The sequence below is a fragment of the Sinisalibacter lacisalsi genome (assembly GCF_014640115.1).
GTDB lineage: Bacteria > Pseudomonadota > Alphaproteobacteria > Rhodobacterales > Rhodobacteraceae > Sinisalibacter > Sinisalibacter lacisalsi.
Map to the genome: position 1 here is coordinate 320,117 of NZ_BMGI01000004.1, position 13,031 is coordinate 333,147.

At 67.6% G+C, this 13,031-nt stretch carries 14 protein-coding genes; 7 read left to right on the plus strand and 7 right to left on the minus strand.

Annotated elements, in window-relative coordinates:
• The first annotated feature begins 229 nt into the window (after nt 1-229).
• Nucleotides 230-1,561, plus strand: a complete 1,332-nt coding sequence (tig, locus tag IEW01_RS13500; protein ID WP_188528771.1) for a trigger factor — start codon at nt 230-232, stop codon at nt 1,559-1,561.
• A gap of 196 nt (nt 1,562-1,757) precedes the next feature.
• Here tig and IEW01_RS13505 read toward each other — a convergent pair whose 3' ends face one another.
• The 5 genes from IEW01_RS13505 to rpsF form a co-directional block, all read right to left on the minus strand.
• Entirely contained in the window at nt 1,758-2,261 is a 504-nt protein-coding gene (locus IEW01_RS13505; protein WP_188528554.1) for a lytic transglycosylase domain-containing protein, read from the minus strand.
• A 93-nt stretch (nt 2,262-2,354) separates the two neighbouring features.
• The gene (locus tag IEW01_RS13510) at nt 2,355-3,563 is read right to left on the minus strand and encodes a cytochrome P450 (protein ID WP_188528556.1); all 1,209 of its coding nucleotides are present in this window, start codon (nt 3,561-3,563) and stop codon (nt 2,355-2,357) included.
• 115 nt (nt 3,564-3,678) lie between these two features.
• Nucleotides 3,679-4,299 (minus strand): 50S ribosomal protein L9, encoded by a 621-nt coding sequence (gene rplI, locus IEW01_RS13515; protein WP_188528558.1) that lies wholly within the window; start codon nt 4,297-4,299, stop codon nt 3,679-3,681.
• 11 nt (nt 4,300-4,310) lie between these two features.
• Nucleotides 4,311-4,538, minus strand: a complete 228-nt coding sequence (rpsR, locus tag IEW01_RS13520) for a 30S ribosomal protein S18 (protein WP_109810786.1) — start codon at nt 4,536-4,538, stop codon at nt 4,311-4,313.
• A 17-nt stretch (nt 4,539-4,555) separates the two neighbouring features.
• Nucleotides 4,556-4,924 carry a 30S ribosomal protein S6 gene (gene rpsF / locus IEW01_RS13525; RefSeq protein ID WP_188528560.1) on the minus strand — a complete coding sequence of 123 codons (369 nt, stop codon included), beginning with the start codon at nt 4,922-4,924 and terminating at the stop codon, nt 4,556-4,558.
• A 238-nt stretch (nt 4,925-5,162) separates the two neighbouring features.
• Here rpsF and IEW01_RS13530 point away from each other — a divergent pair, with 238 nt between their 5' ends.
• The 6 genes from IEW01_RS13530 to IEW01_RS13555 all read left to right on the plus strand — a co-directional run bounded on the left by IEW01_RS13530 (nt 5,163) and on the right by IEW01_RS13555 (nt 10,051).
• Nucleotides 5,163-5,786 carry a hypothetical protein gene (locus tag IEW01_RS13530; RefSeq protein WP_188528562.1) on the plus strand — a complete coding sequence of 208 codons (624 nt, stop codon included), beginning with the start codon at nt 5,163-5,165 and terminating at the stop codon, nt 5,784-5,786.
• A 90-nt stretch (nt 5,787-5,876) separates the two neighbouring features.
• Nucleotides 5,877-6,818 (plus strand): ACP S-malonyltransferase, encoded by a 942-nt coding sequence (gene fabD / locus IEW01_RS13535; RefSeq protein WP_188528564.1) that lies wholly within the window; start codon nt 5,877-5,879, stop codon nt 6,816-6,818.
• Nucleotides 6,819-6,896: 78 nt separating this feature from the next.
• Nucleotides 6,897-7,634 (plus strand): 3-oxoacyl-[acyl-carrier-protein] reductase, encoded by a 738-nt coding sequence (gene fabG, locus IEW01_RS13540; protein WP_188528566.1) that lies wholly within the window; start codon nt 6,897-6,899, stop codon nt 7,632-7,634.
• A 196-nt stretch (nt 7,635-7,830) separates the two neighbouring features.
• Nucleotides 7,831-8,064 (plus strand): acyl carrier protein, encoded by a 234-nt coding sequence (locus IEW01_RS13545; protein ID WP_188528568.1) that lies wholly within the window; start codon nt 7,831-7,833, stop codon nt 8,062-8,064.
• 215 nt (nt 8,065-8,279) lie between these two features.
• Entirely contained in the window at nt 8,280-8,936 is a 657-nt protein-coding gene (locus IEW01_RS17715; protein ID WP_229738260.1) for a HigA family addiction module antitoxin, read from the plus strand.
• Between the two features lie 107 nt (nt 8,937-9,043).
• Nucleotides 9,044-10,051, plus strand: coding sequence for a fatty acid desaturase (locus IEW01_RS13555; protein ID WP_188528570.1), 1,008 nt, complete (start codon nt 9,044-9,046; stop codon nt 10,049-10,051).
• A 134-nt stretch (nt 10,052-10,185) separates the two neighbouring features.
• On the opposite strand, the gene serS is transcribed toward IEW01_RS13555, so the two are convergent.
• Both serS and IEW01_RS13565 read right to left on the minus strand, forming a co-directional pair.
• Nucleotides 10,186-11,478 (minus strand): serine--tRNA ligase, encoded by a 1,293-nt coding sequence (gene serS, locus IEW01_RS13560; RefSeq protein ID WP_188528572.1) that lies wholly within the window; start codon nt 11,476-11,478, stop codon nt 10,186-10,188.
• Between the two features lie 143 nt (nt 11,479-11,621).
• Complete coding sequence (locus IEW01_RS13565; protein WP_188528574.1) at nt 11,622-12,944, minus strand: pentapeptide repeat-containing protein; 1,323 nt, start codon at nt 12,942-12,944, stop codon at nt 11,622-11,624.
• Nucleotides 12,945-13,031: the final 87 nt, after the last annotated feature.

The following is a 13,031-nucleotide window of genomic DNA, read 5'->3' on the forward strand; positions in this document are numbered from 1 at the left end:
ATCCGCAGGCATACGGCCGAAAGGGGAAGGCGTCCGGGGGCGCATGGATGGCCCGGGCCCCGGTTCGCGCCCGGCCCCGGCGGGCGCCCCGGGTTCTGCCCGCGCTTTGTGCCGGGGGGCATGGATTCCGCGCCTCGCCCCCTTGCGCCGCGCGCCCGCGCCCCATAGAAGGGCGTGAATTTTACCCGGTGTCGCAGGGGCGGCGCCCGACGAGATGAAGGACGAAACCATGTCTGTCACCGAGACCCTGAACGACGGCCTCAAACGCGGCTACCAGCTGATCATCACCGCCCAGGAGCTGGACGCGAAAGTCAACGAGAAGCTCGAGGAGGCCCGCCCCGAGATCGAGATGAAGGGCTTCCGCAAGGGCAAGGTGCCGCTGCCGCTGCTCAAGAAGCAGTTTGGCCAGCGCCTGCTTGGCGAGGCGCTGCAGGAAACCATCGATGGCGCGATGAACACGCATTTCGAAGCGTCCGGCGACCGCCCGGCGATGCAGCCCGAGGTCAAGATGACCAACGAGGACTGGAAGGAAGGCGAGGACGTTCACGTCGAGATGTCCTACGAGAAGCTGCCCGAGATCCCGGATCTGGACCTTTCCGGGCTGACGCTCGAGCGCATGGTGGTCAAGGCCGGTGACGCCGAGATCGACGAGGCGCTGGCCTCGCTGGCCGAGAACGCCCAGAACTTCGAAGACCGCAAGAAGGGCTCGAAGGCCAAGGACGGCGACCAGGTGGTGCTTGATTTCGTCGGCCGCGTCGATGGCGAGGCCTTCGAGGGAGGTGCGGCGGACGATTTCCCGCTGGTCATCGGCTCGGGCCAGTTCATCCCCGGCTTCGAGGAGCAGCTCGTCGGCGTGAAGGCCGGCGAGGAGAAGGAGGTCACCGTGACCTTCCCCGAGGAATACGGCGCCGCCGAACTGGCCGGCAAGGAAGCGGTGTTCTCCTGCACGATCAAGGCGGTGAAGGCCCCGAAAGCGGCCGAGCTCGACGATGAGCTCGCCAAGCGCTACGGCGCCGACGACCTGGCCGCGCTCAAGGCGCAGGTCGCCGAGCGGCTGGAAGCGGAATACACCGGCGCGGCGCGCGCGGTGATGAAGCGCGGGCTGCTCGACAAGCTCGACGAGATCGCCAGCTTCGACCTGCCGCCCTCGCTGGTGGACGCCGAGGCCAAGCAGATCGCCCACCAGCTGTGGCACGAGGATAACCCCGAGGTGCAGGGCCACGATCACGGCGAGGTGGAAACCACCGAGGAACACACCAAGCTGGCCGAGCGCCGGGTGAAACTGGGCCTCCTGCTCGCCGAGATCGGCCGCAAGGCCGAGGTCGAGGTGACCGACGCCGAGATGACGCAGGCGGTGATGAACCAGGCCCGCCAGTATCCCGGGCAGGAACGCGCCTTCTTCGACTTCGTGAACCAGAACGCCCAGGTGCGCCAGCAGATCCAGGCGCCGATCTTCGAGGACAAGGTGGTCGACCATATCTTCGAACAGGCCAACGTGAGCGAGAAAGAGGTTACCAAGGCCGACCTCGAGAAGGCCGTCGAGGCGCTCGACGAGGAGTGATCGCCGCATATTGCGGGAAGGTTTCGGGGCCGCCCTTCGGGGCGGCCCTTTTTCGTGCAGTCAGCGGCGGTGTTCGCAGAAGGTGCGCCTTCGGCGCGCATTTCCTGTGCGCGTTCGGGCCACGCAGGCCCCCGGGGGGCTTTGCCCCCCGGATCCCCCCAAGGTATTTACCGACCCAAGAAGATGGGCGGCATGATCAGGTTCTGAGCCCGGTTTCCTCGAGCAGGCCGAGCCGCTTGGCCTCGTAGTAATAGCCGCGGGCATACCATTTCATTGCCTCGTCCCTGTCGCCGCCCGAGACGATCCAGGCGCCGCGCAGGTATTTGACCGCGTATTTGAGGTTCACGTCGGGATCGAGCAGGTCTTCGGCCGGGCCGCGGTGGCCCATGGTGCGCGCGGTTTGCGGCAGGATCTGCATCAACCCCCAATAGGGGCCGTTGCGCGCACCGGGCCGGTGGCTGCTCTCGCGGACGATCTGGGCGTGGACGAGATCGCGCGGCACATCGTAGTGATCGGCCCACCTGTTGATGGTCCGGCGCAGTTCCGGGGTTTCGTTCGGGTAGAGGTCCGGCTCGGCCCCGCTGGTGGATTTGCTGCCGGTGGTGGACTTGCTGCCGGTGGTGAGCGGCGAGCCGGCGCAGGCGGCGAGGCTGAGCGCGAGGCCGAGGCCAAGGGCGGCGCGGCGGGTGATCTGCGGCATGGGGGGCTCCGGTCTCTTCCAGCTTTCCTGTCCAGCCTGCGCGAGAATCGCGCGCCGGGCCAGCCCGGGTGTTTCGCCTCGGCGCTCCGCCGCCTATCGCGTGGTGACGGGAAAGGCGGTGAAGCCCCGGAACCGGGCGAGGCCGAGGCGGGTGCGCGCGCCCGCCGGGGCCAGGTGCGGAAACCGGTCCACCAGCTTGCCGATGGCGATCCGGCCCTCGATGCGCGCGAGCGTGGCGCCGAGGCAGACATGCGGGCCGGTGATGAAGGCGATCTGGCGGTTGGGCTTGCGCGCGATGTCGACCCGGTCGGGATCGGGGAAGACCGACGGATCGCGGTTGGCCGCGGCGATCGAGGTGTGGATGTAGGTGCCATTCGGCAGGGTGCAGTCTTCCAGCTCGATCTCGGCCCCCGCGCGCCGGTTGCCGATCTGGAGCGGGCTCTCGACCCGCAGGAACTCCTCGACGGCGGTGGTGATGAGGCCGGGATCCTCCTGCAGGCGGCGGTGCTGGTCGGGGTTGTCGAGCAGCGTGCCGACGGCGTTGCCGACGAGGCTGGTGGTGGTCTCATGCCCGGCGTTGAGCAGGAAGATGCAGTTCTGGATCAGCTCTTCCTGGCTCAGCCGGCGGCCCTCGTGTTCGCCGAAGATGAGCGCCTCCAGCACCTCGCCCTGCGCCGCGCCGTCGGGGTTGGCGCGGCGGCGGGTGATCAGATCGTCGAGGATCTCGGCGAACTCGGCCACCGCGGCGTTGCCCGCGGCGAGCCGGTCGGGTGGCACCACCGGGTCGAGCGCGCCGAGGATGGCGACGGAATAGCCGCGCAGTTTCGGGCGAATCTCTTCCGGCACGCCGAGCATGAAGGAAATGATCTCGGTGGGCAGCACCTTGGCGAAATCCTCGATCATGTCGAAATCGCCCATCTCGGCCACGCGGTCGATGAGCCGGTCGACGATGCCGTCGATCAGCGGCTCGAACTCGGCGAGCTTGCGCGGGGTGAAGGCGGCGGCGAGCAGCTTGCGCACGGTGCTGTGGTAGGGCGGGTCGTTGAACACGAGGCTGGTGGTATGGTGCCGGTGCAGCGGGCAATCCCCGAACTTGGCGGCGAACTCGGTGGCCTTGTCCGACAGCATGTCGCGCGACTGGTAGACCTTGAGCACGTCGGCGTAGCGGGTGAGGAAGACCGAGCCATCGGCGTTGCGGTGCACCGGGCGCGCCGCGCGCAGGCGGTGCAGCGTGGGGTAGGGGTCGGCGATGAAATCCGGGCCGATCCGGTTCAGGTCGAAATCCGTCGTGGTGCTGGTCATGCGCGCGTCCTCCCGGAGCGAAGGTAGGCGGCGGCGCACCCGGCGGGCAAGGGGGTATGAAAAACGCCGCGCGAGGCGGGCCCGCGCGGCGTTCGATCCCTGGCAGGGGCGAAGATTACTCTTCCTTCGCCTCTTCGGAGTCCTCTTCGACGGCCTCGGCGAGATCCTCGTCTTCCGAGGTGGCCGCGCCGATATCCTCGAACAGCTCGGCGATCTCGAAATCGGCCGCGGCCTCTTCCTCGGCCGCGAGTTCCTGGATCGACTTGCCCGATGCCTGAAGCTCGGCCTCTTCCGGCGAGCGGGCGACGTTCAGCTCGATCGTGACCATCACCTCGGGGTGCAGGTGCACCTCGACCTCGTGCAGGCCCAGCGTCTTGATCGGCTGGCGGATCAGCACCTGCTTGCGGTCGATCGTGAAGCCTTCCTCGGTGGCCACCATCGCGGCGTCGCGGGTGGTGACGGAGCCGTAGAGGTTGCCGCCGTCGGAGGCGGAGCGAATCACGATGAACTGCTGGCCGCCGAGCCTTGCGGCGAGCGCGTCGGCTTCCTTCTTGGTTTCGAGGTTGTTGGCCTCGAGCTGCGCCTTCTGCGCCTCGAACTGGGCGATGTTGGCCTTGGAAGCGGTGAGCGCCTTGCGTTGCGGCAGCAGGTAGTTGCGGGCGAAGCCGGACTTGACGTCGACGACATCGCCCATCTGGCCAAGCTTGGCCACGCGTTCTAGCAGGATGACTTGCATGGGTGCTCTCCTTACTTCACGGCGTAGGGCAGAAGCGCAAGGAAGCGGGCGCGCTTGATGGCGCGGGCAAGCTCACGTTGCTTCTTCGACGACACGGCGGTGATCCGGCTCGGCACGATCTTGCCGCGCTCGCTGATGTAGCGCTGCAGCAGCCGGGTGTCCTTGTAATCGATCTTCGGCGCGTTGTCGCCGGAGAACGGGCAAACCTTGCGGCGGCGGAAAAACGGTTTCGTAGCCATGGGTTGATCTCCTTCTCTCAGCGGTCGCGGCGTTCGCGGCGGTCACCACGGTCGCCACGTTCGTCGCGTTTCTGCATCTGCACCGAGGGGCCTTCCTCGTGTGCGTCGACCTTGATCGTGAGGACCCGCATGACATCGTCGTGCAGCCGCATCAGGCGTTCCATCTCCTGCACCGCGGCGGAAGGCGCGTCGGTCCTGAGGAAGGCGTAGTGGCCCTTGCGGTTCTTGTTGATCTTGTAGGCCATCGTCTTGACGCCCCAGTACTCGGACTCGACGACGGTGCCGCCATTGTCCTTGAGCACGGTGCTGAAATGTTCGACGAGGCCCTCGGCCTGCGCGTTGGAAAGATCCTGACGCGCGATCATGACATGCTCGTAGAGCGCCATGCTTTCTCCAGTTCTGTTCAGGCGCGCTTCAAAGGGCGGGCGGATCCTTCCGCGCCCACCCACGAGAGGCGTCGCGGTTCATCGTCTTGCGGAAGGACGGGGCCTTATACACCCTGCGCCGCGCGATGCAAGCGCCCCGGCAATCGCGTGGATTTCGCGAAAATTCCGGCGGGGGGCCGTATTCCCGCCATGATTGGGCGGGACAACCGCAGGTGGATGGACACAGAAGGGGCTCACGATGACCTTTTCAACGGAAAACATGGCGTTCGACGCCCGCCCGATGGCGACCGCATGCGCGGCCGGCGCGGTGGTGGACGAAACGCACTGGGGTTACACGATCTGCGACGGTATCGCGGCGGGGCGGGTCAACCGCAGCGTCGCTGCGGTCGGGCGTTTCCTCGGCGTGATCCTGCTGATGGCCGCGCTTGGCCTGTGGGTGCTGCCCGACGCCGCGCACAGCCCCGACCTGCTGACCATGAAGCTCGCCGCCATGGTGATGTTCACGGTCGTCGGCGGCACGCTGTTCTGGACCGGGCGGGCGGCGCGCGACCTGGAGGTGCAGGTCGATATGCTGCGCGGCGAGCTGCGCATCGGCCATCGCGGCTTTCGCGACGGGTTCCGGGTTTCGAACCTCCTGCGGTTCGATCAGGTCGCCTCGGTCTACCTGCTGCGCTCGAAGGATCGCAGCCAGCCGACCCGGATGTTCCTTCGGCTGGCGGGGCAGGACGGCGCGGTCGAGATCGCGCGCGGCCCCCAGGCCTCGCTCGAGGCGCTGCGCCTGCGGCTCACCCGCGATCTCGCGCGCCCGGCGCGCCAGCCGGCCGAGCGTCCGATCCGGCGCCCCGGCATGGTCACCGCCTGACGCCGCCCTGCCGTTTGCGGCTTGCCGGACGCTTCCCTTTTTGCCCGCGCCGCGCTATCCCCGTCGCCGAAGCTGAACGAGGGAGAGGGCATGAGCCGCGCATTCGTATTTCCGGGGCAGGGAGCGCAGGTTATCGGCATGGGCCGGGCGCTGGCCGAAGGCTGGGCCGAGGCCCGGGCGGTGTTCGACGAGGTCGATGACGCATTGGGCGAAAAGCTCTCGGCGTTGATCTGGGAGGGCGAGCAGGACGCGCTGACCCTTACCGAGAACGCCCAGCCGGCGCTGATGGCCACCTCGCTGGCCGCGATGCGGGCGCTCGAGGCCGAGGGTGTGACGGTGGACGCCGCCGCTTTCGTCGCCGGGCACTCGCTTGGGGAGTATTCCGCGCTCGCCGCCGCCGGGGCGCTCACCGTGGCCGATACCGCCCGGCTGCTGCGCACGCGCGGGCGGGCGATGCAGAAGGCGGTGCCGGTGGGAGTCGGTGCGATGGCGGCGCTGCTCGGGCTCGATTTCGAAACCGTGACGCAGATCGCCGGCGAGGCGGCCGAGGGCGAAGTCTGCCAGGCCGCGAACGACAACGACCCCGGCCAGGTGGTGGTCTCCGGCCACAAGGCGGCGGTGGAACGCGCGGTGGAGCTGGCCAAGGCGCGCGGCGCCAAGCGCGCGCTTCTGCTGCCGGTCTCCGCGCCGTTCCACTGCGCGCTGATGCAGCCCGCCGCCGAGGCGATGGAGGAAGCGCTGGTTGGGGTGCGGATCGTCGCCCCCAAGGTGCCGCTCGTCGCCAATGTGCGCGCCGAGGCGGTCACCGATCCCGACACCATCCGCGCGCTGCTCGTCGAGCAGGTCACCGGCTCGGTGCGCTGGCGCGAGAGCGTGCTGTGGATGGGGGCGCAGGGCGTCACCGAGGCCTGGGAGATCGGCGCGGGCAAGGCGCTCTCGGGGATGATCCGCCGGATCGACCGCGAGATCGGCGTGCGCAACATCGGCACGCCCGACGAGGTGATGGCAGCGGTCGAGGCGCTGAACGGATGACCCGGCGCCCGGCGGCGCGCGCCGCCGGGTCACCGCCCCGCGCGGGGCGGTATCGCGAAACGTGAAAAGGGAAACGACATGTTCGATCTGACAGGAAAGACCGCGCTCGTGACCGGTGCCTCGGGCGGCATCGGCGGGGCCATTGCCAGGGCGCTGCACGGCGCGGGCGCCACGGTGGGGCTTTCGGGCACGCGGGTGGAGCCGCTGGAGGCGCTCGCGGCGGAGCTCGGCGAGCGCGCCCACGTGCTGCCCTGCAACCTCTCCGACCCGGCCGAGGTCGACGCGCTGCCGAAGGCCGCGGCCGAGGCGATGGGGGGGCTGGATATTCTCGTCAACAACGCCGGCATCACCCGCGACCAGGTGTTCATGCGGATGTCGGACGACGACTGGCAATCGGTGCTCGACGTGAACCTCACCGCCACGATGCGGCTCTGCCGGGGCGCGATCCGGGGGATGATGAAGGCGCGCTGGGGGCGGATCGTGAATATCTCCTCGATCGTCGGCGCCACCGGCAACCCCGGCCAGGCCAACTACGCCGCCTCCAAGGCCGGGCTGGTCGGGATGACCAAGTCGATCGCCTACGAGGTCGCCTCGCGCGGGATCACCGCCAACTGCGTCGCCCCCGGCTTCATCGCCACCGCGATGACCGACAAGCTCAGCGACGACCAGAAGGCCAAGATCAACGGCCAGATCCCGGCCGCGCGCATGGGCAGCCCCGAGGAAATCGCGGCGGCGGTGCTCTACCTCGCCTCGCAGGAGGCCGGTTACGTCACCGGCGCCACGCTGCACGTCAATGGCGGCATGGCGATGTTGTGATCGCCGCGGCGGGCGGGGCATTCCGCCGCCCGGTTGCGCCCCCGGACAAATCATTTGCCCCCGGGGTTGTTTGTGCTAAAGGGAGCGCAGATTTTGGCCTCCCTGTGGGGCTGCTTCGGGCGACCCGGGGCAACGTAGCGGTCCGCAAGGGCCAAAAAGAACAGGGCCAAGAGCCTGAAAACTGTGAGGACCTAACATGAGCGACGTCGCAGATCGCGTTAAGAAAATCGTTGTCGAGCACCTCGGCGTGGAAGAGGACAAGGTGACGGATTCGGCCTCGTTCATCGACGACCTCGGCGCCGACAGCCTCGACACCGTCGAGCTGGTGATGGCTTTCGAAGAGGAATTCGGGATCGAGATCCCCGACGACGCGGCCGAGGGCATCCAGACCTTCGGCGACGCGGTGAAGTTCATCTCCGACGCCGCCTGACACAGGCCGGTCGGCAGAACATGAGAACGGCGTCCTTCGGGGCGCCGTTTTTCGTGCGCGCAGGCATTGAGTCCCGCGGGTCTGCGGGGATGGCCGGAACGATGTTCCGGTTTTCGCCCGCGTCCCGGTCCGCGGTTGCGACCGGCCGTTGGCCTTCGGGCGGACATTTCGCCGCCCGCCGCGCTATCACGCCTCCAGCAATCAGGGAGGCCCGCATGGCCGAAGACATCGCAAAAGATCCCGTCGCCGTTTCGCCGCAGGAGGTGTCGCGCTGGCTCGAGGCCGGTGAGATCGTGCTCGTCGACGTGCGTGAGACCAAGGAATACGATCACGAACACATCTCCGGCGCGCTGCTGCTGCCGCTGTCCAGTTTCGAGGCGGACGTGTTCCCGGTGCTCACCGGCAAGCCCGTGGTGCTGCATTGCGCGATCGGCAAGCGCTCGGCGGCGGCGGGGCGGATGCTGATCAAGGCGGGCCATGCCAGGGTGCTGCACATGGACGGCGGGCTGACCGCGTGGAAAGCGGCGGGGCTCGGCGTGGAAGAGGCGATCGACCCGCCCGGCGAGGCGGACAACGTCGCGCCGCTGTTTCTCTGCCCGACCCCGGGTGCGGTGCTGCGCGAGGAATACCTCGCCCCCGCCGGGCTGACGGCCGAGGCGCTCGCGGGCGCGATCGGGGTGGCGGTTTCCACCCTGACCCGGTTCATGGCGGGCGAGCGGGCGGTGGACGCGGAGCTTTCGCTCCGGCTCGCGCGCTACTTTTCCACCGCGTCCGACTTCTGGCTGCAGCTGCAGATCGAGCACGATCTGGAGCGCACCCGGCACGCACTCGGCGAGACGATCCGCGCCGCGATCCGCCCGCGCGCCGCCTGAGCCTCAGCACCCGCTTGCATGGCGGGGGTGGATACAACTAATCTATGGCAAATCTTCGCGAGACCTGCGCCCGGCCAGAAGTCCGGGGCGCTGCCATGGAGCGTGGTATGGAAGCTGGTAAGGAACTGCGACAGGCGCTGCGCGCCTACACCAAGAAAGACAACCGGCTGGCCTATGCGAGCCTGCTGGGCAACCTGGCGGTCTATTTCGCCGCCGTCGCCGTCTCGATCCTCGCGGTCGGGGCCGGGCTCTGGCTGGTCGCGGCACTCGGGGTGATCGTGCTCGCCTTCGCCGGCGTGCGGCTTTACGTGCTGCAGCACGACCTGGGCCATCTGTCATTGTTCGAGACCAGGCGCCAGAACGAGTTCTGGGGTTACGTAGTCTCGCCCTTCACCATGGCCGCCTACCCGCAGATGCGCTACAACCACAACATGCACCACGCCTACGTGGGCGACCTCGACGCGCGCGAGACCACCGAGATCAATACCATGACGCTGCGCGAATGGAACGAGGCGGGGTTCTGGAAACGGCTCTATTACCGGCTCTACCGCCACCCGCTGGTGCTGATCCCGGTGGGCTCGTTCTACACCTATTTCATCGCCTACCGCTGGCCGAAGAATGCCGCCCAGGTGGGGCTGGGCGCGATCCTCGCCCATAACGCGGCGCTCGTCGTCTACTTCGGCCTGCTCTACGCCTTCGCGGGCTGGACCGGCGTGCTCATCGTGGCGCTGGCGATCTGGCTGGGGGGGATGCTCGGGGTGTTCCTTGTCTATCTCCAGCACAATTTCGAGGGCACATGGTGGGATCGCCGCCCCGACCTCGACCCGTCGCGCGCCGCGATCCAGGGCGGCTCCTGCCTCGATTTCGGCTGGTGGTTCGACGAGGCCGTGGCCAATATCACCAAGCACGACATTCACCACCTCGTCGCCGCGATCCCCTCCTACCGGCTGCGCGGGGCGCACCGGGAACTGGAGAAGACGCATCACCTGCGGCGGATCGGCTTTGGCGAGGCGCTGCATGCCTTCACCCTGAAGCTCTGGGACGAGGAGGCGCAGGATCTCGTGCCCTTCCCGAAGGCCACGGCGCGGCGCGGGGTCGTCGCCCCGGCGGAATAGGCGGGGGTGCAGGAGGGGGCTGTCCGCCCCCTCTTGGTCCTGCGGACCAATTCACCCCCGAAGGTATTTGCGGACCCAAGAAACGGGGGCCGCGTTAACCTTGATGCGGGTTAACCATGCGGTGCCGGGGGCGGTCAGGCCAGCACGCCCTCGGCGGTGATCCGGGTCTTGCCGCCGATCCAGGGCGCAAGGGCGGCGGGCAGGGTGACCGAGCCGTCTTCCTCCTGTCCGTTTTCCAGCACCGCGATCAGGCAGCGGCCGACGGCGAGGCCGGAGCCGTTCAGCGTGTGCAGGAACTCGGGCTTGGCGCCGGGTTCGGGGCGGAACCGGGCGTTCATCCGCCGGGCCTGGAAATCGCCGGTGGTGGAGACGCTCGAGATCTCGCGGTAGCTGTTCTGCCCCGGCAGCCAGACCTCGATATCGTGGGTGCGGCGCGCGCCGAAGCCGGTGTCGCCCGAGCAGAGCCGGACCGTGCGGTAGGGCAGGCCGAGACGTTCGAGGATGTCTTCGGCGCGGCGCGTCATCGCCTCGTGCTCGGCTTCGCTCTCGTCCGGCCGGGTGATCGAGACCATCTCGACCTTCTCGAACTGGTGCTGGCGCAGCATGCCGGCGGTATCCTTGCCCGCCGATCCCGCCTCGGAGCGGAAGCACTGGGTGTGGGCGACGTAGCGCATCGGCAGATCGCCCGCCTCGACGACCTCGCCGTTGACGAAGTTGGTGAGCGTGACCTCGGCGGTGGGGATCAGCCACCAGCCTTCCTCGGTCTTGTAGCTGTCTTCGCCGAACTTGGGCAGTTGCCCGGTGCCCAGCATCATCTCTTCGCGCACCAGCACCGGGGTGATCGCCTCGGTGAGGCCGTTCTCGTTCACGTGGGTGTCGAGCATGAACTGGGCCAGCGCGCGGTGCAGCCGGGCGACCGCGCCGGAGAGCACGGCGAAGCGCGCGCCGGAAAGCTTGGCGGCAAGCTCGAAGTTGAGCCCCGATTGGGTGGCGGCGAGCTGGTAGTGCTCGACCGGGGTGAAATCGAAGGCGCGGGGCGTGCCCCAGCGGCGGATCTCGACGTTCTCGTCCTCGTCGGCGCCCTCGGGCACGTCATCGGCGAGGATGTTGGGCAGGCCCATGAGCAGCGTGGCGAGGGCGGCGTCTTTCGCCTTGGCCTCGTCGCTGAGCCGCGCGGTTTCGCCCTTCTTCTCGGCCACCAGCGCGCGCAGCCGCTCGAACTCGGCCTCGTTGCCGCTGGCCTTCGCGGCCCCCACCTGCTTCGACGCCTTGTTGGCCTCGGCCTGCGCGGCTTCGGCCTGGGTGATCGCGCTCCGGCGGGCCTCGTCGAGGGCCAGAACCTCGGCCGACACGCCCGAAAGACCGCGCCGCGCCATGGCGGCGTCGAAGGCGTCCGGGTTGTCGCGGATCAGGCGGATATCGTGCATGGTCTTGGCCTTTGCTTGGGTCTGCGCGGGGTGAGGTATGGCAAAAAGCCCGGCCCGGGGGAAGCCGGAAATCGGCCCCGGCAAAGTGTCGGCAAAACTCATGGCAGGCGTATGGAAGGGGCCGGGGCGGTCGGGCGGGGGAGTTAGGCGGTGGGGTTGGATTTGTAGAGGGTCCATTTTGCATCGAAGTCGCGGAAACGCAGGTCGTCGCTCGGCCAATGGGCGGGGGGGCGGAGAATGGCTTCGGGCAGGGTCACCGTGCCATCGCCGAACATGGCGTTGATTTGGTCGGCCGAGAGACGGATGTTCGACAGGTCCACGTTCTTCACCGCCGCGTGGGTCATGACCGCTTTGGTGAAGCTGGTGGCGTGATCCAGTTGTGCCCAGCGGAGGTCTGAGCCTTCTAGATGCGCCCTGCTAAGGTTCGCCCCATCTAGATGCGTCCCGAGAAGAACCGCCTCTTCCAGATGTGCCCCAAAAAGGTCCGCCCCTTCCAGATGGGCCTTGAAGAGGTCTGCCCCTTCCATATGGGCTTTGAAAAGGTCTGATCCCTCCATATGCGCCTTGTTGAGTTTCGCCCCCTCCAGATGCGCCCCGCTGAGTCGGGCTGATTTGAAGTCGAGGTTTGAAAGATCGGCACCTTGCAGGTTTGTGGCGAGAAGATCGAGCCTGAAGCCTTTGTCGCTTTGCCTTGTGTCGGCTGTCTCGCGTTCGATCTGGGTGGCGGAGCGGCGGCCGATCACGGTCAGCGCCGCCTGAATATCGGTGCGGCATTTCAGCGAACGGGCCCAGTCACGGATGGCTTCGAGCGAGGTTGCATCAGTGAGGTCCGTTTCCTGATGGGCATAGGCCGCCTTCGCCGCGTTGTCCTTGTGCTGGACTTCGGGAGCCTCGAAGGCGGCGCGCCAGCGGGCGCGGGGGCTGTCTTCGGCATCCTCAGCCTTGGCGTTCTCCCGCACATAGGCGGTGAGGATTTCCATGATCTGGACGTGATCGCGCAAGGAGTCCTGTGCGATGCGTTCGAGGGCATAGATCGCGCCGATGCGGACTTCTAGGTTTGGTTCGGTGAACTGCCTGCCTTCGGCGTCGTGGAGCACGCGGGTTGCCGCGAGGTTTTCGACCGCCTTGTTGATCCGGTCGGTGATCTGGCTTTGTTCGGCGATATCGGTCTGGCGTTGGGCCACGAGGCTGCGCCAGACGAGGAAGGGGGCGCCGAACACTGCGGCGAGGGCGAGGCCCACGTTGCGGATCGCCTCGCCAGTCATTTCGGTGCCTGCCGATATCGCCTTGTAGACGGAGGCGGCAAAGGCGATGAGCAGGCCGAGCCCGAGAAGCACGAGGATGGCAGCAACCACCTGGATAGCGAAGCCGAGAATACGGCCCCAGGCGCGGTTCTGGTCATAGTCCGGCTTCCACTGGAGCCCGAGCCAGTCGGATAACGATTTCTTGTTGTTTTCGGCACTCATTATCGCCCCTCCACGGGTGCAATCAAACACCGCCCCCGATTGCTTGCCAACCCCAGGGCCCCCATATAGGGTGCGCGCCAATCGAAA

What these genes read in the sequence shown, in the direction of transcription:
- tig (WP_188528771.1), top strand. Translation starts at nt 230, where the DNA reads ATGTCTGTCACCGAGACCCTGAACGACGGCCTCAAACGCGGCTACCAG.
- IEW01_RS13505 (WP_188528554.1), bottom strand. Translation starts at nt 2,261, where the DNA reads ATGCCGCAGATCACCCGCCGCGCCGCCCTTGGCCTCGGCCTCGCGCTC.
- IEW01_RS13510 (WP_188528556.1), bottom strand. Translation starts at nt 3,563, where the DNA reads ATGACCAGCACCACGACGGATTTCGACCTGAACCGGATCGGCCCGGAT.
- rplI (WP_188528558.1), bottom strand. Translation starts at nt 4,299, where the DNA reads ATGCAAGTCATCCTGCTAGAACGCGTGGCCAAGCTTGGCCAGATGGGC.
- rpsR (WP_109810786.1), bottom strand. Translation starts at nt 4,538, where the DNA reads ATGGCTACGAAACCGTTTTTCCGCCGCCGCAAGGTTTGCCCGTTCTCC.
- rpsF (WP_188528560.1), bottom strand. Translation starts at nt 4,924, where the DNA reads ATGGCGCTCTACGAGCATGTCATGATCGCGCGTCAGGATCTTTCCAAC.
- IEW01_RS13530 (WP_188528562.1), top strand. Translation starts at nt 5,163, where the DNA reads ATGACCTTTTCAACGGAAAACATGGCGTTCGACGCCCGCCCGATGGCG.
- fabD (WP_188528564.1), top strand. Translation starts at nt 5,877, where the DNA reads ATGAGCCGCGCATTCGTATTTCCGGGGCAGGGAGCGCAGGTTATCGGC.
- fabG (WP_188528566.1), top strand. Translation starts at nt 6,897, where the DNA reads ATGTTCGATCTGACAGGAAAGACCGCGCTCGTGACCGGTGCCTCGGGC.
- IEW01_RS13545 (WP_188528568.1), top strand. Translation starts at nt 7,831, where the DNA reads ATGAGCGACGTCGCAGATCGCGTTAAGAAAATCGTTGTCGAGCACCTC.
- IEW01_RS17715 (WP_229738260.1), top strand. Translation starts at nt 8,280, where the DNA reads ATGGCCGAAGACATCGCAAAAGATCCCGTCGCCGTTTCGCCGCAGGAG.
- IEW01_RS13555 (WP_188528570.1), top strand. Translation starts at nt 9,044, where the DNA reads ATGGAAGCTGGTAAGGAACTGCGACAGGCGCTGCGCGCCTACACCAAG.
- serS (WP_188528572.1), bottom strand. Translation starts at nt 11,478, where the DNA reads ATGCACGATATCCGCCTGATCCGCGACAACCCGGACGCCTTCGACGCC.
- IEW01_RS13565 (WP_188528574.1), bottom strand. Translation starts at nt 12,944, where the DNA reads ATGAGTGCCGAAAACAACAAGAAATCGTTATCCGACTGGCTCGGGCTC.